Origin of the sequence: Sinomonas sp. P47F7, from assembly GCF_049332655.1 — a bacterium.
Taxonomy (GTDB): Bacteria; Actinomycetota; Actinomycetes; order Actinomycetales; family Micrococcaceae; genus Sinomonas.
The window spans coordinates 1,049,915-1,069,318 of record NZ_CP186327.1; the positions used below are offsets into that span (position 1 = coordinate 1,049,915).

The following is a 19,404-nucleotide window of genomic DNA, read 5'->3' on the forward strand; positions in this document are numbered from 1 at the left end:
GGGGATTTGTCTGGGAGCAAACCGTTAAAAACCTTGAAATTCGCCGGGAGCGGTCACATTGATCCGCGATCAAAGGAGGTTCCGGCGGTCATCGTCGGGGCGTGGGTGTCACCTTCCGGGCCCGCGGCTCACACCCCTTGCTCGAGGAGCTCGAACGCCTCGCGACCCTGCCGGCGCACCGTCCGCCCGATCTCCGCGCCGCCCCTGCCCTCCGCGGCGAGCCGCTGCGCGAGCCGGGTCATGGCGCGGTTCACGCCCATGAGCGCGTTCGCGGTCACCCATGCGTTCAAGGCGGACGACGGCGCCGCGGCGTCGCGCTCGATGAGCCCGGCGAGGGCGTCGGTCGCCTGGTCGACGATGCGCTGCTCGCGGAACCGGAGCGTCTCGCTCCCGGCGATGATGCGCGCGGTGCGGGCGACGACGGAGGTGGCGGCGCCGTCGTCGGTCGCAAGGGCGCCCCGGGGCTCGAGGACGAATTCACGGAAGGCGACCACCGCGCTCGTGCCCTCGGGGCGTGAGGCGACGGCGGCGATGAGCTGGTCCTCGTAGGCCTGCATTCCGCCGTAGACGAGGTCTTCCTTGCTCGGGAAGTAGTTGAACACGGTCGCCTCGGAGACGTTCGCCGCGCGCGCGATCTCCGCGACGGGCACGCGCTCGAAGCCGCGCTCGTCGAAGAGATTCAGCGCGGCATCCACGATCCGCTGCCTCGTCTCGAGCTTCTTGCGCTCGCGAAGCCCCAGCTGCTCAGTCATGCGCTCACTGTAGTCGCTTGACCTACTGTCACTATATCTTTATAGTGACAGTAAAGATTGGGTCGCTCTAGAAATATGACGGGATGTTGGCATGGCTGAAATCCCCCGAGAAACCCCCACAAGAAACACCCACGAAAGGAGCGCCACCATGGAAACCACCACCACGACTGAGGTCCTCGACCTCGTCCAGGCCTGGGCCGCGACCGAGCTGTCGGGCGACGTCGAGGCGTACGGCCCCCTGTTCGCCGACGACTTCCAGGGCATCGGGCCCGTGGGCTTCGTCCTCGACAAGGACCGCTGGGAGCAGCGGCACCGCGGCGACGTGGTCAACGAGAAGTTCGAGATTCTCGAGCCGCACGTGCGCCACTACGGCGACACCGCGCTCGTCGAGGCCGTCCAACGGCAGAAGACCGTGGCCCGGGGGCGCGACGCGAGCGCCTTGTTCCGCGTGCTCCTGGTCCTCGTTCGCCGAGACGAGCGCTGGGTGATCGCGAACGTCCAGCTCAGCGGCCCGCTCGTCGCGCCCGGCGAAACGGCCCCATGGCTCAAGGAGAAGCGCGGAGAGTGATCCCGGCGATCTCGGCCGGGTCAGCGGCCCTCTTCGTGGAGCCTGCGAAGGTAGGTCTCGACGTCGTACGGGTCGCCCCCGTCGGGCGGCGCGCTGGGCGAGGCCGGCAGTGCGGGGCGCTTGGCGGCGTCGCGCGCTGCCTCGCGCACGGCGCGGCGCGCCGCTCGGAGGGCCGCGCGGGGTGGGCGAGGTTGCCCGTCACGGCGCCGATAGTAGCGCTCCTCGAAGAGCTGCCGGCGCTGCCTGCGGGCGGCCGAGAGGCCCAGCCCGAGAAGGATGAGCAGCACGAACGGCGCGCCGTCCGCACGGCCCACGCCGAGGATGAGCATGAACAGCGCCGCGAACGCGATCCACTTGCCGCTCATCGCGAGGACCGTCATGGCCCAGTTGTCGCGGCCGCTGTGCCACAGCGGCTTCGGGTCCACGTTGATGGCCCGGAGGATCCTTACCGCCTGGCCGATCGTGAGGCCGCGCAGGCTCGGCCGGAGGCCGGTCTGTTGCCACACGGCGCGGCGCACGAAGTCGACCTGGAACGGCAGTGCGAGCGGTGACCCGTCCGGCGCGAGGAGTTCACGCCACGCATCCGTGGTCTGTGGCGTGACGACGCCGAGCCCCGTGCGGTGAGTGTGGCGGCGCGGCGGGGCGTGGTGATGTCGGGACGCCCCGGTCGGCACCGCGGGCGGGGCTTGCCGCGCCTGCGCGGCTCGCGACGCGGGCGTCCGGTCCGGGGGGCTCACCGGGAACCGCCCGGAATTCTGGTGATTGCGATAGCGGAACCGTGCCACGACAGGCCTCCTCTCGCTATCCCATTCTAGGCTCGTGAGCATCCGGGGAGCCCGGAGCCCACGGTTCGCTTGACTCGAAAGGACCATCATGGACGTCTTCACAACTGGTCGCGGCGGCGCCGCCAGCCTTCGCGCCGAGAGAGGTGCCCGGTGAGCGGCCTCGATGGTCAGGTCGCGCTCGTCACCGGGAGCTCGCGCGGCATCGGCGCGGCCATCGCGGCCGAACTTGCCCGGCGCGGGGCCGCCGTCGCCGTCCACGGGCGGGACCGCACCGCCGTCGACGCCGTGGTTGCCGCTATCGCCCGCGAGGGCGGGACGGCGCTTGGGGTGCTCGGCGACGTGACGAGCTTCGGCGATTTGGAGGCGATGCGGAACGAGGTCGAGGAGGGGCTCGGGCCGGTCGACGTCCTTGTGGCCAATGCGGGCGGGAACTTCACGCCGCCGGCACCGCTCGAGGACATTCCCGAGGCCGGCTGGCGGGCGACAGTCGACGGCAATCTGACCGCGACCTTCCTCACGCTCAAGAGCTTCCTTCCGGGCATGAAGGCGCGCGGACGGGGCTCGATCGTCACGATCGCGTCCACGGCGGCGAGGAAGCCCGACGCTCGGGCACCGATCGCGTACGGGGCCGCGAAGGCCGGGATCGCGCTGCTGACGCAGGACGTCGCGGCCCAGGCCGGACCGTTCGGTGTCCGGGTGAACTGCATCGCTCCGGAGACGATCCTCACGGAGCGCAATCTCGAGCGCATCCCCGCCGAACAGCAGGCTGCCCTCGCCGAGTACCACCCGCTGCGCCGCCTCGGCACGCCGCAAGACGTCGCGGAGGCCGCAGTGTTCCTGGCCTCAGCGGATGCCGGGTGGATCACCGGCGTGGTCCTCGACGTCGCCGGCGGCGCCGTGCTGAGGTGAGCCGGGCGGGTGGGCGCGTGCTCCGGTCCACTTATCGGGGCCCCGCAAGGTGTTTCGCCGCGACGCGCCGGCTCAGGAGTGGTCGGGAAAAATCAAGCGGACTGGAGCGCGGGCCACTACGCGTCGGCGAACGCCGCGTAGGAGGAGACGCTCGGGATCGGGCGAATGGGCTTCGTGCCGTCCGTCGGTCCCGCGATGTAGTCCTCTTCGGAATCGAGGATGCGCCCCGTCGCGTCATCGAGGACGAGGATGTTCCGGTAAGTGCCCCACTGCTTGGGCGAGTCGAGGTAGACGGCCGTTCCGGGGCGTCCGAGTCGATCAGTCACAGCTCCGAGCGTGGTGACTTCCGGGATTGCAGCGATGACCGAGAGATAGGCCCGCTGCTGCGCGTTAGAGAGGTTCCAGTCCCGCGACATGACCTCCATCATCTGGAAGACCCCCTGGGCGTCCTCGTAGACCACGGCTCCGTACTTGCTTTGAAAATCGTGGATCCAGGCTGCCATGGAGGCGTCGTCCGCGGGCGGCTTCGGGTAGGGATCTCCCTTCTGGGTCTTCCGGGCTTCGGGCGCGAGCTTCGGGTCGAGCGGGACCGTCCATGCCTCCCCGGGCTTCACGGGCTGGGGGTTCCCATCGGGAGACGCACCCGTGATGGGCGGAAGGGCGTACTTCACGTTTGGGTCGGTCGGCGAGAACGGTTGCCCAACGATGCGAGTGAGCGTCCCCGTGCCGTCGGCCTCACGTCGGATGATCATCGTTTGCGGCAGGACGGTTGGCGGTCCGGACTTGCCGTCCGGGAGCGATTCGTTGCCGGCCAGCCAACTGCTGATTTTGTAGTACCCGGGCTTGAACCCGGCCGGGTCGGGTGCGAGGAGCTTCCGCCGCGCCGCGGAGATGACCTCCGCCGCCGTCGCGGAGAGCGGGCGCACCTCGAGCATCTTGGGTCCCGCAGCCTGGCCTACGTCCGTGCCGATGGGTTGCGCCGGGTCACGGGGCCACGAGACCGTCGCGACGACGCCCGCCGCGGCAGCCGCCGCCGCTCCGACTCCGATGAGTACCGCGCGTCGTCCGATCGCGCGCCGTCGAGGCGCGAGGTGGGGGACTTTGCTGGACCCCGAGATGATGGCCCGCAGGTCGTGTTCGGCGCGGAGATCGAGTGGCCGGTCGGGGTTGACTGGCGCGGGGTTTGCGGCGCGGATCGTGTTCTCAAGCGCTTCCATGACCGTGTCCCTTCTTCGTCAAGATGTCTTTGAGCGCCTTCCGAGCGCGGCTCACGCGCTTCCAGGCGGAGGCCTCCGAGCAGCCGAGCACCTCAGCGAGCCGGGCGGCGCTCAGTTCCTCCCAATAGGTCAGGTACAGAATGTCGCGGTCCTGGTAGCGGAGCTCAAGGAGCGCCCCGCGAACGACGTCGACCGTCGAATCAGTGTCCAGGATGCTCGCGTCATGCTGAATCCGGCGGAGCAAGGCGCGTTCCCGGAGCTGCCGCCGATATTCGTTCCCGATGAGATTGCGGGCGATCCCGTAGAGCCACGCGAGCTCCCGATCGCCCCGCTCCGACATCTTGGACCAGGCGACGCGGAAGGTGTCGGCCGCGATCTCACGCGCAGCCTCCTCGTCGCTCAGACGACGATTCGCGAAGGCGAAAATGAACCAGTAATGACGCCGATAGAAGGCAACGAACTCCGCCTCATCGGGTGAGCCGTCCTTCTCTTCACTCGCTTCGGAAACGCTCGAGCCCATGACGCTCATACGCACCGCCCCCTCGGTAGGACTGTCTGACGCCCACACTATTTCCGGGAGGCGGCCGATCCTGACACGCGATTCAGCGGCGCAGCGCCCTGCTGTCCGTTTGTTCCCGCGCCTGGATGTGATTCTCGACAGACGCGCCGGCTCTGGAGTGGTCGGGAAGAATCAAGCGGACTGGAGCGCGGAGGGGAGCTATTCGAAGCGCGACGCGTCTCCGGCGCCGTGCCGGGCCACCTCCGCGTAGCCGTCCGAGAAGTCGATCACGGTGGTCGGATCGGTCCCACAGTCGCCCGCGTCGACCACGGCGTCGAGCACGTTGTCGAGCCGTTCCTTGATGTCCCAGCCGTCGATGAGCGGATCCTCGTCGCCCGGCAGGAGCAGGGTCGAGGAGAGGATCGGTTCGCCGAGTTCCCCCAGGAGCGAGCGGACCACGTTGTTGTCCGGGATGCGCACGCCGACCGTTTTCTTCTTCGGGTGGAGCATGCGCCGCGGCACGTCGCGCGTGGCCGGGAGGATGAACGTGTACGGCCCCGGGGTCACGCCCTTGATGGCGCGGAACACGTCGTTGTCCACGTTGACGAGCTGGCCGAGCTGGGCGAAGTCGCGGCACACGAGCGTGAAGTGGTGCTTGCCGTCGAGCCGGCGGATCTGGCGGATGCGGTCCAGTGCGTCCCGATTGCCCATCTGGGCGCCGAGCGCGTAGCACGAGTCGGTCGGATACGCGATGAGGCCGCCCTCCCGGAGGACCTGCACGATCTGCCCGATGAGCCGCGGCTGGGGGTCCACCGGGTGGACGTCGAAATAGCGCGCCATTCCTCGAGCCTACGCCTCTGGGCTGAGGCCGCCCGGCCCATCCCCCGCGCCGAGCGCCGCGCCCCGGGCGGCTACTTGACGCACGGGATGCCGCCGCCCTGGAGTGCGCCGGTCCAGTCAGCGTAGGTATTCGCCGTGGGGGTCGGGGTCGCGGCGGCGGCCTGGCCCGAGCCCGCGGCGGGGGCTTGAGCGGGCGGCGCGCCCGCGGCTGCCGGGTGGACGCGGCCGACGGCGCTGCCTGGCTTGTCGCGGGCGCGGCGGTGGGCGTCGGGGCGGGCGGGGCGAGGAGCGTCTTGACCGTGGCCTGAACCTGGGCGACGTCCACGGTGTTGATGGACGCGCCCTCGGGCGACCATCCGAAGCCCGTGATCGGGAGCGTCGAGAAGGAGATGTTGCCGCCCGTGAGGGACGTGGCCTGTTGCGCGAGCTGGATGAGGTCCAGGCCTGAATCGACGGCGATGTTCTTGCTCACGGCGTCGAACACGCCCTGCATCTTGGGGATGTTGGTCAGCGTTCCGGCCTGCTTGAGCTGGTGGAGCACCGAGGCGATGAACGCCTGCTGGCGCCGCTCGCGGTCGAGGTCCGTGAAGAAGTAGCTCGGATCGCTCGTGTCGCGGCGCTGCCGGACGAACGCGACGGCCTGTTTCGCGTCGATCTGCTGGGTCCCGGCCTTGAAGTCCGCGCCGGAGAACGTGTCTTGCGTGGCACGGTTGACGCACACGGTGATCGGGGCGATGACCTGCGCGACCTGGTAGAACGCGGCCATCGTGACCTCGACGAAGTGGTCGATGTGCACGCTGCCGAGGAACTTCGAGACGGTCGCGATCTCGGCCTTGCGCCCGGCGTCGCGCGACGCCTGATAGGTGGCGTCGTCGTTCGCCTTGCCCTGGGCAAGGAGGGTCCTCTGCTCCTCGGCGAGCGCGTAGCCGTAGGCCTCCTTGATCTTGGCCTTGAAACCGGCCCCGGGGAAGCCAGCGGTCTGGACGTAGTCGTCGCGCGGGATCGAGATCGCGGTGGACTTGGACCCGTCGGCGGGGATGTGCAGGAGCATGAGCACGTTCGAGTTGTACCCGCCCACGTCATCGCCGCCGGCGTGGAGCGCGTCGTAGACGTCGGCGGGGAGCGGCTTGCCGTCCTCGCCCAAGCGGGAGTCCATGCCCATGATGAGGATGTTGGTGTCCGCGGTGAGCTTCGGCACTGACTGGACCGTCTGGGACGGGTCCGCGAGGATGTCCGAGCGGCGGATGTTCCCGTTGATTTGCGCGGCCGTCGCCCCCGCGTACGTGAGGCCACCGGTCACCGCGACGGCGGCCGTGACGCCGATCGCGAGCAGGACTCTGGGCCAGACCGGGCGGACTCGGAACCGGCGCGCTACCTGGGCGCGCGGGCCGCTGCGCGGCGCGGGCGCGGACTGGGCGCGTGGCGGGAAGCCGTGTGCTCTCATCCCTTGTTCCTTCGTTGCTCAGTGCGCACCAAGGCTTAGGACGCCCATAACCAGAGTATGAGGGACACCGTATCCAGTGCCACGACCCTGGTCCAGAGACGTCATGAAGCGGGATAGCGGGGGCGCGGCCCGCGGATTCCCGCCGCGCCGGGGCGGCGCCGCTATTTTGTCGGTGGCTCATCTTAACCTCGAACCATGAGCGCACTTGCTATTGACGAACTCGTGTTTCGGGGGCCCGCACGGCCCCACATGGCGCCTGTCCTGGTCGAGGACGTGTGCGCCGACTGCGGTCGCGGCCTTGCCCTCTTCGAAGCCGTCCGCTGCGCCGACTGTGCAGACCTCGCCCTTCACATGGAATGCCGGGACTGCGGACGCGTGCTGCGCGATGCCGACGTCGCGGCCGGCGCCTGCGCCGACTGCCTCGCGTAGCGCGGCGCAGCGAAGCAACCCCGGCCCGGTAAGGTAGGTCCCGCCCCGGGTCAGGTGGGGCTACGCGTTCGGCGTATCCGCAGGTCAGAGAGGATTCGTCCGAATGATGGGACCCCACCACGCCGCGTGCGGTGCCGCCGCGTGGATCGCCGTGACCACGCGGCTTCATCTCGATCTCGCCCTCGTCACGGTGCCGCTCGGGCTGGGCCGCGTGGGCTTCGATCTGGGCTGGCCGATTCTGCATGCGACGCCGCTCGGCATCGTCGCGGGGGCGCTCGTCACGGCCGGCGCGGCCCTCCTTCCCGACGCCGACCATCGCAGCGCGACCATTGCGCACTCTCTTCCGCCGGTCTCGCGATTCGTCTGCGAGGGCATCGGTGCCGTCTCGGGCGGCCACCGCAACGGGACCCATTCCCTCCTCGGCATCGCCGTCTTCACGGCCATCGCGTGGGCGGCGGGACTGTGGACCATGGAGGTGCCGCACTTCGGGCTCGTCCACGTGGGGGCGGGTCTCGTCTCGCTCCTCCTCGTGGCCTTCGCGGCGAAGGTCCTCGGGGTCCTGCCCGATGGCGTCCGGAAGCTCCCCTGGATCCTCGCCGTTCCGCTTGCGGCTTTCATCTCCCTCTACGCGCCGCACGAACAGAATTGGTTCCCGTTCGCCGTCGCCCTCGGCTCCGCCGTCCACATCGCCGGCGACATGCTCACCACGGGCGGCTGCAACCTCCTGTGGCCGATCGCGTTCCGCCGGCCACGGCGCCTCTCGCGGGTGCCAATCGTCCCGTCGATGTGGCACCGGGGCGGGCACGTCGCGTTCCCGATCCTGGGAGACGCGGGCTCGTGGCGCGAGTGGGTCATGCTCGTGCCGGTGAGCTGCTACGCGATCGCCGGGGTGGCGAGCGCCCTCCTCGCTCTCGGGCGTGCGGGTTTCTCCGCCGTCGCCGGGGCGTGGGGGCTGGGCTGACTTTCGAAAGGTCCATCGGCCCGGAATGTCGGCGGCATAGGGCAAAGTAGATCCGTGACTCACCCTGCAGTTCCCGCTCCCTCCGCGCCAACCCCGCCCAAGGCCCCGGCGCGCGTGGCACCCTCGCCGCGCGCGGACGGCCGCGACGTGGCCCAGAAGATCACCGCGACCATCGCGGCCGAGCTCGGTGTCAAGCCGTGGCAGGTCGAGGCGGCGATCGGGCTCCTCGACGGCGGGGCGACCGTCCCCTTCATCGCGCGTTACCGCAAGGAGGTCACGGGCACGCTCGACGACGCCAAGCTCCGCGATCTCGAGGAGCGGCTCCGCTATCTCCGCGAGCTCGAGGACCGGCGCGTGGCCGTGCTCAAGGCGATCGAGGAGCAAGGTGCCCTGACAGACCAGCTGCGCGACGCCGTCATCCGCGCGGCGACGAAGGCCGAGCTCGAGGACCTCTATCTGCCCTACAAGTCGAAGCGGCGCACGAAGGCGCAGATCGCGCGCGAGGCTGGGCTCGAGCCGCTCGCCGACGCTCTCATCGCCGATCCGTCGCGGGTGCCGGACGAGGCTGCGGCGGCGTACGTGGACGACGCGCGGGGCGTCGCCTCGGCTGCCGACGCGCTGGCTGGCGCGCGGGCCATCCTGACGGAGCGCGTGGGCCAGGACGCGGCGCTTGTCGCCGAGCTGCGCGAGCGCCTCTGGACGCGCGGACGCGTGCGGGCTGAGGCAGCGGACGGTGTCTCCGCCGAACTGGCCGGCAAGTACGCCGACTACGCGGATTACGTGCAGCCCGTCGAGTCGCTCCCCGGCCACCGCGTGCTCGCGCTCCTGCGCGGCGAGCGGGAGGGGGCGCTCACGGTTGCGCTCGCCGAGGCCGATCCGCGCGACGAGGCTGGCCTCGAGGAGGCGCGGTCCGGGTACGAGGCCGCCGTGGCCCGCTCGCTTGGGATCCGCGCCGCCGGGGAGAGCCCGGCAGGCAAGTGGCTCGCCCAGACGGTGCGGATCGCGTGGCGCGGGCGGCTCCAGCCGCGCCTCGAGACCGATCTGCGCGGGCGGCTGTTCGAGGCGGCCGAGGAGGAAGCTGTGCGCGTGTTCGCCGCGAACCTCCGCGACGTCCTGCTCGCGGCGCCGGCCGGTAACCGCGCGGTGCTGGGCCTTGACCCGGGGCTGCGCACCGGGGTGAAGGTCGCGGTCGTCGATGGGACCGGCAAGGTCGTCGACACGGCGACGATCTACCCGCACGCGCCAGCGAACAAGTGGAAGGAAGCCCTCGCAGCTCTTGAGGCGCTTGCCGTCAGGCACGGGATCGAACTCGTGGCCGTGGGCAACGGCACCGCGAGCCGCGAGACGGACCGGCTCGCGGGGGAGCTGCTCGCACGGCTCGCGCAGCGGGCCGGCGACGCCGCGCGGAAGCCCGCGAAGGTCATCGTGTCCGAGGCCGGAGCGTCCGTGTATTCGGCGTCCGCGCTCGCCTCGGCCGAGCTGCCCGAGCTCGACGTCTCGCTGCGCGGCGCCGTCTCGATCGCGCGGCGTCTCCAGGACCCGCTCGCGGAGCTCGTGAAGATCGAGCCCAAGTCGATCGGGGTGGGCCAGTATCAGCACGACCTCACTCCGGCGAAGCTCGACCGTTCCCTCGACGCCGTGGTAGAGGACTGCGTCAATGCGGTGGGCGTAGACGTCAACACCGCGTCCCCGTCGCTCCTCTCCCGGGTTGCCGGCGTCGGGCCGCTCCTGAGCCGCAGCATCGTCGACTACCGCGACGCCAACGGCCCGTTCGCGAGCCGGGCCGAGCTCAAGAAAGTCCCGCGGCTCGGCGCGAAGGCTTTCGAGCAGTGCGCGGGCTTCCTCCGCATCACGGGTGGGCCGGAGCCGCTCGACGCGTCCGCGGTGCACCCCGAGGCCTACGGGCTCGCGCACCGGATCCTTGCGGCCGCCGGGTCGAGTGGGCCGGGGGCCGGCATGTCCGGTTCCGGCACGTCCGGCCGGGCCGGCTCGACCGCACTCGGGACGGCGGCGGCAGCGTCGGTCGCGACGCTCGATCCGAAGCAGTTCGCGGACGACCGCTTCGGCCTGCCGACCGTCAAGGACGTCATGGCGGAGCTCGCGCGGCCCGGGCGCGACCCCCGGCCCGAGTTCGTTACGGCGGCCCTCAAGGAGGGGGTCGAGACGATCGCCGACCTCAAGCCCGGGATGGTGCTCGAGGGGACGGTCTCGAACGTGGCCGCGTTCGGCGCGTTCGTGGATATCGGGGTGCACCAAGACGGGCTCGTGCACGTCTCGGCGATGAGTTCGAAGTTCGTCTCCGACCCCCGCGAGGTCGTGAAATCGGGGCAGGTGGTTCGGGTCAAGGTGCTCGACGTCGACGCGCCCCGCAAGCGCATCTCGCTCTCGCTGCGGCTCGAGGACGAGCCGACCGGCGGCCGTGGCGAGGGGCGGGCCGAGGGTCGCGGGGAGGTCTCGCGCGGCCAGAGCCAGGGGCGCGGGGGTGACGCCTCGGGTCGCGGCGGGCGTGGTGACGGTCCGCGCGGCGGCGAGGGCCGCCGTCGTCCGCGGGACGCAGGGGAGACGGGCACGCGCCAGCAGTCCGCTGGGCCGGACACCGCGCTCGCGGAGGCGCTCAGGAGGGCCGGGCTCACCCGCTGACCGGCCCGCGGTCGCGTTGCGAGGACTGGCCAGTGGTCGGGCGGGAGGTGGCCGATGGTCGGGCGGGAGGTGGCCGATGGTCGGGCGGGAGGTGGCCATTCGTGGGCCCCGATCGGGGGCCCCGACTGGCGGCGACCCCCGGAAACGTGGAAGCATGGCAACGGTGACGTTTCCCACCCGTCCCCGAAAGGACGCCGCCGAAACGCCGACATGGCTGAGGCGGCGTCGCCGACAAGTGACCCTCAGGGGCCGCCTGCCCCTTTGGGCAGCGGGGGTTTTGGCGGCAGCAATCGCCGTTCTGGCCCTCGTCTACTTCCCCCTCGAGCTGCTCATCACGTGCGGCCTGCTGCTCGTCGTCGCCCTCGTCTGGCGGTCCCGGTCGCCCCGCGCCGGCGGCTCCGGCCTTATGCCGATGGCGGTCGTGTGGGGCGCGGTTGGAGCGCTCGTCCTCTCGATGGGCGCCGTCGCTGCGCGGACCTTGATCCCCGGCTTCCAGCCGCCGTCGGCGGCCTCGGCGTCGTCTGGTCGCTTCGGCGCGGGCCCCGGCGCAACGGAGGATCCGCCGTCCGCGAGTCCCTCCGGGGCAACGCCGTCGCCCACCATCTCAGTGCAATCCGCCGAGGCCGCACAGCACTTGACTCAGGCGTCGGTTCCCGAGGCGCCACCGGCGGCCCCGGCCCAGGGCGGAGGGGCCGCAGGACAGCCCGCGGCCCCGGCTGCTCCGGCGACGGCGGCCTCCGCGCAGCCGGCCTCGACGGCGCAGGCCGCCGCGCCCCAGTCGCCGCCGGCGGTCGCTGCGAGGCCCTCGAGCCCGGCCCAGAGCACGAGCGCCCCGGCCAGCACGCCCGCGCCCTCGCCGTCGCAGGTGCCCGAGAAGCAGGACTGCCTCTCGCCGCTCAACGGGCTCGTGACGGTCAAGATCTGCAGCTAGCCCGGGCGCCGTGAAACCCCGCGGGGGTCGCGGCCCCGGGCGCCCGTGGGAGAATACCCACGGTGCCTCGCCCCCTCAGACCTGCCCCTGAGGCCGCCGACAGGCCCTCGGGGCTGAGGCGGCCCCGTCGGCGTACCAGATTCTGGCCCCGATTCCTCGTGTGGGCGGGCGCCGTCTGCCTCCTTGGCGCCTGCGCGGCGGCCCTCTGGCCGCACCGGTTCTCGTGTTCGCGGTGTGCGCCGTCGTGCTCGTCGTCGCGCTCTTCTGGCGCTCCAAGGCGCGGCGCTCCGACGGTTTCGGTTTCGTGCCCACGGCTTTCGTGTGGGTGGCGCTCGGGGTCCTCATCCTCTCGCTCGGCGCGACCGCGATGCGCGCCGTGATGCCGGAGGTTGGGCTCCAGTGGTCCCACGAGGCCTCGATTCGCGCGGGCGTCGGTACCCCGACTCAGTCGGCGTCGCCGTCTGCGACTTTGCCCGCCTCCCCGACGGCCGTCTCCGCCCTGGCGACCCCGGGGCCGACCGCCACCACGACGGCACCGCGGCCGTCAGCTGCCTCCGCGACCGTGGCCGCCCCCGCTTCTGCGCCCGTGCCGGGACGCCCGCTCCCGTGGCCCCGGCAGCGCCGGCGCCCGCCCCGGCCCAGCCCGTCCAAGTGGTCCCGGCGCCGCCCGCTACGCCCGCCCCGACCGCGACGCCGGCGCCCACCAAGTGCTCGCAGGACCTGACGCTCGGCCTCCTGCCGAACAAGAATTGCAACGGCTGACGACGGCGCCAATCCAGTCGCGCTTCGACGGCGCGGTCCGTGCCGCGCGCCGTTCCTGTGACGCTCCCGTCCGGTTGATTCGCCTCAACCAGTCTCGGACAGCGTGTCACGGCACGACACCTCAGATGCGGGCCAAGAAGCGGACCGGAATGCAGCCGGACGTCCGTTAACGGAGCATGCGCCGGGCTCGACGGGTTGCCGAGCCCGGCGCATGCGGGCCGTCAGCGACCGGCGGTCACCCGCCGGTCAGCTGGTTAGCCGTCTTCGTGGTTCGTCGAGCCGGCGGCGACGCCAGGCACGTCGTTCGGGCCGTAGATCTGGGAATCACCCGGGTACGGGGTCGCCCAGTTGTGGGTCTGGTACCAGGTCCAGCGGTTGAACAGGTACGGGTTCGCGAAGTCTTCCTTCGCGCCGTTGCCGGTCAGGTGCTGCTGCTCGGCCCAGTCTTCCCACTGCTCGGCGATGTCCTGCATCGAGGCCGGGACGGCCACGGCCTGAGCGGCGGCGGTGTTTACCGCGGCGGCGGCCGCGCCGGTCTGGCCGAGCGTGTCGAGGCCACAGGCCGGGGCGGTCTTGACGCCCTCGGTCAGGGGGATCTGGTTCGGGACCGTGGCGAATGGCGTCATGTCGGGCTTGTTGGTGAAGCCGTCGATCATCGGAGTGGCAGCCGCGACCTTCTGGTTGAGCGGCTGGGCGCCGAGGATCTGCTCGATGGTCCGCACCATGCTGATCTGCGAGTAGAACGTGCTGACGGTCTGGCCGTGCACGGCATACGGGCTGATGACCTGAACGGGGGCGCGGTGGCCGTCGACGTGGTCGGCGCCGTCCTGGCTGTCGTCCTCGGCGATGAAGATCGCGGAGTCCTTCCAGTACTGCGAGTGTGAGATCTCGTCAACGATCCGGCCAACGGCGAGGTCGTTGTCCGCGACCTGCGCCTCGGGGGAGGCCGCGCCACCGGTGTGGTCGCTCGAGAGCCACATCATGTTGAAGTTGGCGGGGCCGTTCTTCTCGAAGTCCTGCTTCCACGCCTGGTAGCGGTAGATGTCAGGGATGTTCGTGTCGAACGGGGGAACGACCGGATCGATGATGCTGTTGAGTGACGGGATCTGCGAGCTCGCGTTGATCTTGATCGACGGATCGAAGAGCTGGGCCGGGTTGCCGCCGCCCTGAACCGACGTGGCCGCACAGTAGTACTGCTGCCACGTAGCGCCGGCCGGTTTGCCCGAAGCGGACTCGAACTCGCCGAAGTTCTTGGCCGTGTTGCCCGCAGCCTGGACCGCGTTCCACAGGAAGCCGGTGCGCTGGTGGCCGAGCACGTCGGACTCGGTGTCGTACGAGCGGGTGTACTCGCCGGCGTCGGTCTCGGTGTAGGCCGGGTTGTCGCCCTGCATCATCCAGTTGTGGCCCTCGGCCGAGTTCGTGCCGATGTCGTACGTGTTGTCGTACAGGCCGAACTGGCTGGCCAGTGCATGCTGGTTCGGGGTGGCCTTCGCGCCGAACTGGGCGAGCGAGGCGTCGCCGTTGCCCTGCTTCATGTCGCCGTAGACCTGGTCGTAGGTGCGGTTCTCCTTGACGATCAGGAACACGTGCTTGATCGTCGACGGGTCGCCGATCCGCTTCGGAACGGCCACCGCCGGGATGTTGGCGGCGTCCGCTGCCGTCGCCTGCTTGACGGAGCTGCCGTTCCAGCCGTTCTGCTCGAAGACGGTCTCGGTGTACTGCCCGATCTGGTCGTCGCTCGGCAGCGTGAACTTGGTGAGCGAGGCGGTCGTCGCGTGCGTGCCGTGGCCCGTCGCAACGGTCGTGCCCTGACCCTTGTTGAAGCTCAGCAGCGGCCCGCGGGCGTCGATGCCGCGGGTGTTGGTAACCACGATCTGGCCGTTCACCGCGGTGACGTTCTCGGGGAAGTAGTCCGTCGGCAGGAGGCCGATGTAGCTGGCCGGGTCCTTGGGATCCTGCTTGTTGACCTTGTACACCGCGATCGCGTTGGCGCGACCGAGCGAAATCAGCAGGTGGTCGCCCTGCATGGTGATCGCCGTGGGCTCGTAGCCCACCTGCGACGACGCCCATGGCTGGGTGGCGATGGTCTGCATGACCGTGTCGCTCTTGCTGTCGATGACGGAGACGGTGTCGCTATTCGTGTTCGCCACGTACAGGGTGGTGCCGTCGAGGTACATCGCGGTCGGGTGCAGCTGGACATTGATCGACGCAACGGCGGCGGAGGCGTTGGCGGTGTCGATCACGCTGAGCGTGCCCGTCGTGGAAGCGCCGGTGACGGTGTCAGCCGGCACGTCGGTCCCGTAGGAGTTCATTGTCGCTTCGCCGGCGGCCGCCTGGCGACCGCCCTCGTTGGAGACGTAGAGCTTGGTGCCGACGAACTTGAGCTGGCGCGGGGCGATGCCGACGTTGAAGGTCTGCTTGAGCGTGCCCGCGGCCGGATCGATCGCGACGACCGTGTTCTGGCCGTTGACGGCGGCGTACAGCGTGGAGCCGTCGGGGGAGAACGTCATGCCACCGGTGAGCGCCTGCTTGCCGCTCACGGTCGGGATGCTGATCTTCGTGCCGGCGCCGAGCGAGCCGTCAGCGTTGAACGGGTAGCGCACGATCCCGGTGGCGACAGGCTCGAACAGGAACTTGCCGTCGGGCGAGAAGACGGGGCCCTCCTGGCCGAGCGAACCGTCCGAGACCTTCTGGTAGGCCATATTCATGAAGCCCGCGTTGCTTGCCGCCGCGGCGAACGACGCGGTCGCGAGGGTGCCTGCGGCCGCGACGGGCTTGTAGGTCTTGAGGTCGAAGACCTGCAGGTCGACCGAACGGTCGGTGCTCGTTCCGACGAGGAAGCGACCGTCGGGGCTGACGGTCGAGCCCATGATCTTGCCGAACGGCGTCATCAAACGGTCGCCGATGGGCTTGATCACCTGGTTGGCCGAGACCTGCTGGCCGTTGTCGTACTCGGTGCCGACCTGGTTCTGGCCGAACGGGATCGTCGAGGCGACGGCGATGCCGCCGCCCAGGACCGCGAGCGTGCAGCTCGCCGCGACAACCGTGAGCGGCTTGCGGCCTTTCACGAACGCCGACAGCCGGCGCAGGGGTTGTGGTGCACTCAGGGTTTTCCGGGGGGATTCTGACGGTTTTGTCATGCAAGTGAACTTATGGGCCTCAGTTTAAATCTGTCGCCGACTTTGGTGACGTTTTAGGTGTACCTCGGCAACCACTTGACACCTTCGGCTTGAGGCAGATACTTAAGTACATGCTTAAGTTATCGGACAGCGATAACGCGGAAGAGGGCGCTTTGGACGCGATCTTCCACGCGCTCTCCGACGCGCGACGCAGGGCGATCATCAGGCGCCTCTGCCAAGGGCCCGCCTCGGTGACAGCCCTCGCCACCCCGCTCGGGGTGAGCCTCCCCGCCGTCGTCCAGCACCTCGCCGTGCTCGAGGGCGCCGGTCTCATCACGACGTTCAAATCCGGCCGCGTCCGAACGTGCACGCTCGCGCCCAGCGCGCTCCGGAGCGCCGAGGCGTGGATTTCCGCGCGGCGGCTTCCGCAGGAACGCGCGCTCGACCGGCTCGGAGCCTTCCTGTCCACGAGCCCTAACCCGGCCAGCCCTAACCCGGCCAGCCCTAACCCGCCCACCCACCCATAGGAGTCATCATGAGCCAGCAGATCCAGTCCACGTTCACCGTCGAGCGCGTCATCGCGGCCCCGCCGTCGCGGGTGTTCCGGGCGTTCGCCGACTTCGACGAGAAGAAGCAATGGTTCGCCGGCCCCGCCGACTGGACCCAGATCGAGGCGTCGCTCGACTTCCGCCCCGGCGGCACCGAGGTCAACATCGGTGCCACTCCGGACGGCGACCGGAGCGAGTTCTACGCGCACTTCTACGACATCGTTCAGGACGAGCGGATCGTCTACACGTACGAGATGCACCATCGTGGCGCGAAGCTCTCCGTCTCCCTCGCGACGCTCGAGCTCGAGCCCGAGGGGGACGGCACGCGGGTCTCGCTCACCGAGCATGGCGTGTTCCTCGACGGTCATGAGGACCCGGCGCTCCGCGAGGAGGGAACGCGCTGGCTCTTCGACGGGCTCGCGGCGTACGTCGAGCGCGTGCGCGCCTGAGCGTTCGTCCCTTCGTGCTCACATGGGGGCGGCCTGCGCCGCGACTCGCCGAGAGCGTTGTCGTGGCGCGCGCAGCGTTAGCTCCCAAAGTGGGCAGGAAGGGACGCCCTTAGGCGAAGAGCCCCTCGCCGAGGAATCCGCCGTCCTTCTGAACGCCCGGGACCACAAAGAAGTAGCCCCCGCCGAACGGCTCGATGTAGTCGGTCATGGGCTCGTTCGCGAGGCGGGTCTGCGTGGCCTCGAACTGGTCCTGGATGTTCTGCTGGAAGCTCGCGAAGATGAGGCCGGCCTGCATGTTGCCGTTGAGGTCCACGCCGAGCTCGTAGTTGTAGCCGCGGCGCAGCATGCGTGAGCCGGCCGTCTCCTGGGTGCGCGGGTTGGCGAGTCGTATGTGGGCGGCCAGCGGGATCGTGTCGCCTTTGGGGTCGGACGCGTAGTCCGGCGTGTCCGTCTCCTTGTCCTTCCCGAGTGGCGCGCCGCTCGCGCGGTGCCGGCCGATCATGTTGTCCTGCTCCCCGAGGCCCACTCGGTCCCAGAACTCCACGAGCATGCGGATGATCCGCACCACCATGAACGTGCCGCCCTCGGCCCACGCGGGCTGGCCGGAGTCCTTGCCGAGCCAGACGAGCTTCTCGTCCTGGGCGGGGTTGACGATCCCGTCCTTGTAGCCGAACAGGTTGCGCGGCGCGCCGTCCGGCCGGGGGCGGTTGCGGAAACCGTTGATCTTCCACTGGAGCTGGAGCTGCCCGCGCGTGGCCTTCATGATGTCGCGGAGCGCGTAGTGGATCATGTCGGTCGAGTCGGCGCACAGCTGGAGAATGAGGTCGCCGCCCGTCCACTCCTCCTCGATCTGGTCCTTCGGGAAGACCTTCATATCCGTGAGGCCTTTGGGCTTCTTCCCGGCGAGCCCGAACGCGGGGTTGTCGAAGAGGCTCCCCGCGAGTCCCAGCGTCATGGTGAAATTCGCGGCGGGGATGTCCTCGCCCATGACCCCCGAGTTGACCGGCGGAGCGCCGTCCACACCGCTCAGCTCGCTCGAGGGCAGCGCGTCGCTCGCCTTGCGGCCCGCGCCGAGGATCGAGGCCTTGACCGTGAGCTTCTGGAGGAGTGCCTTGAGCTCCGCCGCGTCCCGGCTCAGCACCTTGAACGCCGCAAAGCACGCCGACTGCTGCTGGGCGGCGGGGCGGTAGACGCCGGCCTGGTTCGCGCCGAGGAAATCGACGACGTCGGAGCTCGCCTCGGGTGCCGTGTCCGCCCGGGCCGCCGTGGCGGAGAGGAGGCCGCCGGCCGCGGCGCCGCCGGCGCCGACGAGGAAGGAGCGTCGCTGGATCTGCATGATGGTGCCTTCGGGGTCGGGAGGTCGGGTGAGGTCAGTCGGTCGAGAAGAGCGGCGGAATGAGCGAGAGCGATTCGAGGACGCGGCCGAGCGCGGAGTTGACAGCCTGACGCTCGCCGAGCGGGACCTTCGCGTAGTCGGTCCACGTGCCGTCCCTCTGGGTCGCGTCGAGCGCGGCGCCGAGCGCGGCGAGCTCGCCGTCGAGCCGGGCCGGGAAGCCCGCCTTGCGGTTCTCGAGCAGGCCGCGGAGGAGGTCGAGCACCTCCTGGGTGCCGTCGACGTCGGCGCGGGCCAGCGCGAGGGCGAGCCCCGAGCCCTGGTCGCCGCGGCCTGAGAGGTGGTCCCGCTGTGCGTCCTCGAGGATCTCGTGCAGGCGCAGGGGCATGTCCGAGGGCGCGACCGCGGTCTCGGGCAGCTTGGCCGCGAGTGCGTCGAGGTCGCCCAGGAGCTTGTCGATCACAGGGATGAGCTCGCCCGCACCCTGACCGTGCCACAGGCCGTACTCGATCCGGCGGAGGCCCGAAAAGTCGGGGTTCGCGGCACCGCCCTCGAGCCCGCGCGAGCCCGGAGCGATGGCGCTGCCGAGGTCGCCGAAGCTCCCGTACGCGGCGCCGACGCGCTGCCAGGTCTGCTGCGCGTCGAGCCACGCCTGCATGGCGGAGTCGACGTCGCCGTTGCCGACGTTCGCGCGCAGGGTGAGCGCATGCTCGCGGAGCTCGGCCAGGCGCTCGGCGACGTCATCGTGGTAGGCGGCAACGGCGTCGTCCATCGTCGCCGGGGTGGGAGGGGCGGGCGCCTCGGGGGCTTCGGGCCCTGCGGTCATGGGTGTACCTCGGGGTGTCTGGAGGGGCGCCCGAAGGATCTCAGGCAAGGTGAGCCTAAGCTAACTCGAATTAGGATGCAAAACTGTTGCGTATTCTTCTCGCGCCGGCTCTGGCCCCGTCGTTTGCCCTGTGACCCCCGGCATAGCAGAATTGGTCTGTGCGGCACCCAGCCGCGCCCCAACAACTGAACAAGCCTCTGATCTGCGGCGGGAGAGTCCTGCGAGCACGAGCAAGCAGGCGCCGTAGGAGCAACACCTCCCCAGGAATCTCTCAGGCCCCTGTACCGCCGCGGCAAGGCGCCTCTGGAAAGCAGCCCGAATGGGCTCACCGACGGTGCAAGCCGGCCCTCACGAGCCGGCGGAATCTCTCAGGTCCGATACAGAGCGGGGAG

Annotated in this window: 17 protein-coding genes, 1 pseudogene and 2 riboswitches; of the genes and pseudogenes, 9 read left to right on the forward strand and 9 right to left on the reverse strand. The window is 70.1% G+C overall.

Annotation, left to right across the window (positions count from 1 at the left end):
• Window positions 1-128: 128 nt before the first annotated feature.
• The gene (locus tag ACOKR1_RS05120) at window positions 129-752 is read right to left on the reverse strand and encodes a TetR/AcrR family transcriptional regulator (RefSeq protein WP_422935646.1); all 624 of its coding nucleotides are present in this window, start codon (window positions 750-752) and stop codon (window positions 129-131) included.
• 148 nt (window positions 753-900) lie between these two features.
• Between ACOKR1_RS05120 and ACOKR1_RS05125 the strand changes: the two genes are divergently transcribed.
• A complete protein-coding gene (locus tag ACOKR1_RS05125; protein WP_422935647.1) occupies window positions 901-1,320 on the forward strand; it encodes a nuclear transport factor 2 family protein in 420 nt (139 codons plus the stop codon).
• 20 nt (window positions 1,321-1,340) lie between these two features.
• On the opposite strand, the gene ACOKR1_RS05130 is transcribed toward ACOKR1_RS05125, so the two are convergent.
• Window positions 1,341-2,105, reverse strand: coding sequence for a hypothetical protein (locus tag ACOKR1_RS05130; RefSeq protein ID WP_422935648.1), 765 nt, complete (start codon window positions 2,103-2,105; stop codon window positions 1,341-1,343).
• 150 nt (window positions 2,106-2,255) lie between these two features.
• On the opposite strand from ACOKR1_RS05130, the gene ACOKR1_RS05135 reads away from it, so the two are divergent.
• On the forward strand, window positions 2,256-3,014 hold the full coding sequence (locus ACOKR1_RS05135) for an SDR family NAD(P)-dependent oxidoreductase (RefSeq protein ID WP_422935649.1): 759 nt from the start codon (window positions 2,256-2,258) through the stop codon (window positions 3,012-3,014).
• Between the two features lie 116 nt (window positions 3,015-3,130).
• On the opposite strand, the gene ACOKR1_RS05140 is transcribed toward ACOKR1_RS05135, so the two are convergent.
• The 4 genes and pseudogenes from ACOKR1_RS05140 to ACOKR1_RS05155 form a co-directional block, all read right to left on the reverse strand.
• The gene (locus ACOKR1_RS05140) at window positions 3,131-4,231 is read right to left on the reverse strand and encodes a hypothetical protein (protein WP_422935650.1); all 1,101 of its coding nucleotides are present in this window, start codon (window positions 4,229-4,231) and stop codon (window positions 3,131-3,133) included.
• Entirely contained in the window at window positions 4,218-4,760 is a 543-nt protein-coding gene (locus ACOKR1_RS05145) for an RNA polymerase sigma factor (RefSeq protein WP_422935651.1), read from the reverse strand. The genes ACOKR1_RS05140 and ACOKR1_RS05145 overlap by 14 nt, the downstream gene beginning before the upstream one ends.
• A 189-nt stretch (window positions 4,761-4,949) precedes the next feature.
• Window positions 4,950-5,570: an L-threonylcarbamoyladenylate synthase gene (locus ACOKR1_RS05150; protein ID WP_422935652.1), complete on the reverse strand. Its 621-nt coding sequence runs from the start codon at window positions 5,568-5,570 to the stop codon at window positions 4,950-4,952.
• Window positions 5,571-6,153: 583 nt separating this feature from the next.
• Window positions 6,154-7,014: pseudogene (locus tag ACOKR1_RS05155) on the reverse strand (LCP family protein); the annotation flags it as partial.
• A 195-nt stretch (window positions 7,015-7,209) separates the two neighbouring features.
• Here ACOKR1_RS05155 and ACOKR1_RS05160 point away from each other — a divergent pair.
• The 5 genes from ACOKR1_RS05160 to ACOKR1_RS05180 all read left to right on the forward strand — a co-directional run bounded on the left by ACOKR1_RS05160 (window position 7,210) and on the right by ACOKR1_RS05180 (window position 12,737).
• The gene (locus tag ACOKR1_RS05160) at window positions 7,210-7,443 is read left to right on the forward strand and encodes a hypothetical protein (protein WP_422935653.1); all 234 of its coding nucleotides are present in this window, start codon (window positions 7,210-7,212) and stop codon (window positions 7,441-7,443) included.
• Between the two features lie 103 nt (window positions 7,444-7,546).
• Window positions 7,547-8,404 (forward strand): metal-dependent hydrolase, encoded by an 858-nt coding sequence (locus ACOKR1_RS05165; RefSeq protein ID WP_422935654.1) that lies wholly within the window; start codon window positions 7,547-7,549, stop codon window positions 8,402-8,404.
• 114 nt (window positions 8,405-8,518) lie between these two features.
• Window positions 8,519-11,044, forward strand: a complete 2,526-nt coding sequence (locus tag ACOKR1_RS05170) for a Tex family protein (protein ID WP_422936556.1) — start codon at window positions 8,519-8,521, stop codon at window positions 11,042-11,044.
• 277 nt (window positions 11,045-11,321) lie between these two features.
• The gene (locus ACOKR1_RS05175) at window positions 11,322-11,975 is read left to right on the forward strand and encodes a hypothetical protein (protein ID WP_422935655.1); all 654 of its coding nucleotides are present in this window, start codon (window positions 11,322-11,324) and stop codon (window positions 11,973-11,975) included.
• Between the two features lie 399 nt (window positions 11,976-12,374).
• On the forward strand, window positions 12,375-12,737 hold the full coding sequence (locus ACOKR1_RS05180; RefSeq protein WP_422935656.1) for a hypothetical protein: 363 nt from the start codon (window positions 12,375-12,377) through the stop codon (window positions 12,735-12,737).
• 254 nt (window positions 12,738-12,991) lie between these two features.
• Here the strand turns inward: ACOKR1_RS05180 and ACOKR1_RS05185 are convergent, their stop codons facing one another.
• Window positions 12,992-15,805 carry an alkaline phosphatase family protein gene (locus ACOKR1_RS05185; RefSeq protein ID WP_422935657.1) on the reverse strand — a complete coding sequence of 938 codons (2,814 nt, stop codon included), beginning with the start codon at window positions 15,803-15,805 and terminating at the stop codon, window positions 12,992-12,994.
• 182 nt (window positions 15,806-15,987) lie between these two features.
• Here ACOKR1_RS05185 and ACOKR1_RS05190 point away from each other — a divergent pair, with 182 nt between their 5' ends.
• Both ACOKR1_RS05190 and ACOKR1_RS05195 read left to right on the forward strand, forming a co-directional pair.
• Window positions 15,988-16,383: an ArsR/SmtB family transcription factor gene (locus tag ACOKR1_RS05190; protein WP_422935658.1), complete on the forward strand. Its 396-nt coding sequence runs from the start codon at window positions 15,988-15,990 to the stop codon at window positions 16,381-16,383.
• An 8-nt stretch (window positions 16,384-16,391) separates the two neighbouring features.
• Complete coding sequence (locus tag ACOKR1_RS05195) at window positions 16,392-16,853, forward strand: SRPBCC family protein (RefSeq protein ID WP_422935659.1); 462 nt, start codon at window positions 16,392-16,394, stop codon at window positions 16,851-16,853.
• Between the two features lie 109 nt (window positions 16,854-16,962).
• Here ACOKR1_RS05195 and ACOKR1_RS05200 read toward each other — a convergent pair whose 3' ends face one another.
• Window positions 16,963-18,189, reverse strand: a complete 1,227-nt coding sequence (locus tag ACOKR1_RS05200; protein ID WP_422935660.1) for a Dyp-type peroxidase — start codon at window positions 18,187-18,189, stop codon at window positions 16,963-16,965.
• A 34-nt stretch (window positions 18,190-18,223) separates the two neighbouring features.
• Window positions 18,224-19,012 carry an EfeM/EfeO family lipoprotein gene (locus ACOKR1_RS05205; RefSeq protein ID WP_422935661.1) on the reverse strand — a complete coding sequence of 263 codons (789 nt, stop codon included), beginning with the start codon at window positions 19,010-19,012 and terminating at the stop codon, window positions 18,224-18,226.
• 198 nt (window positions 19,013-19,210) lie between these two features.
• Window positions 19,211-19,309: riboswitch (glycine riboswitch) on the forward strand.
• Between the two features lie 4 nt (window positions 19,310-19,313).
• A riboswitch (glycine riboswitch) is annotated at window positions 19,314-19,397 on the forward strand.
• Window positions 19,398-19,404: the final 7 nt, after the last annotated feature.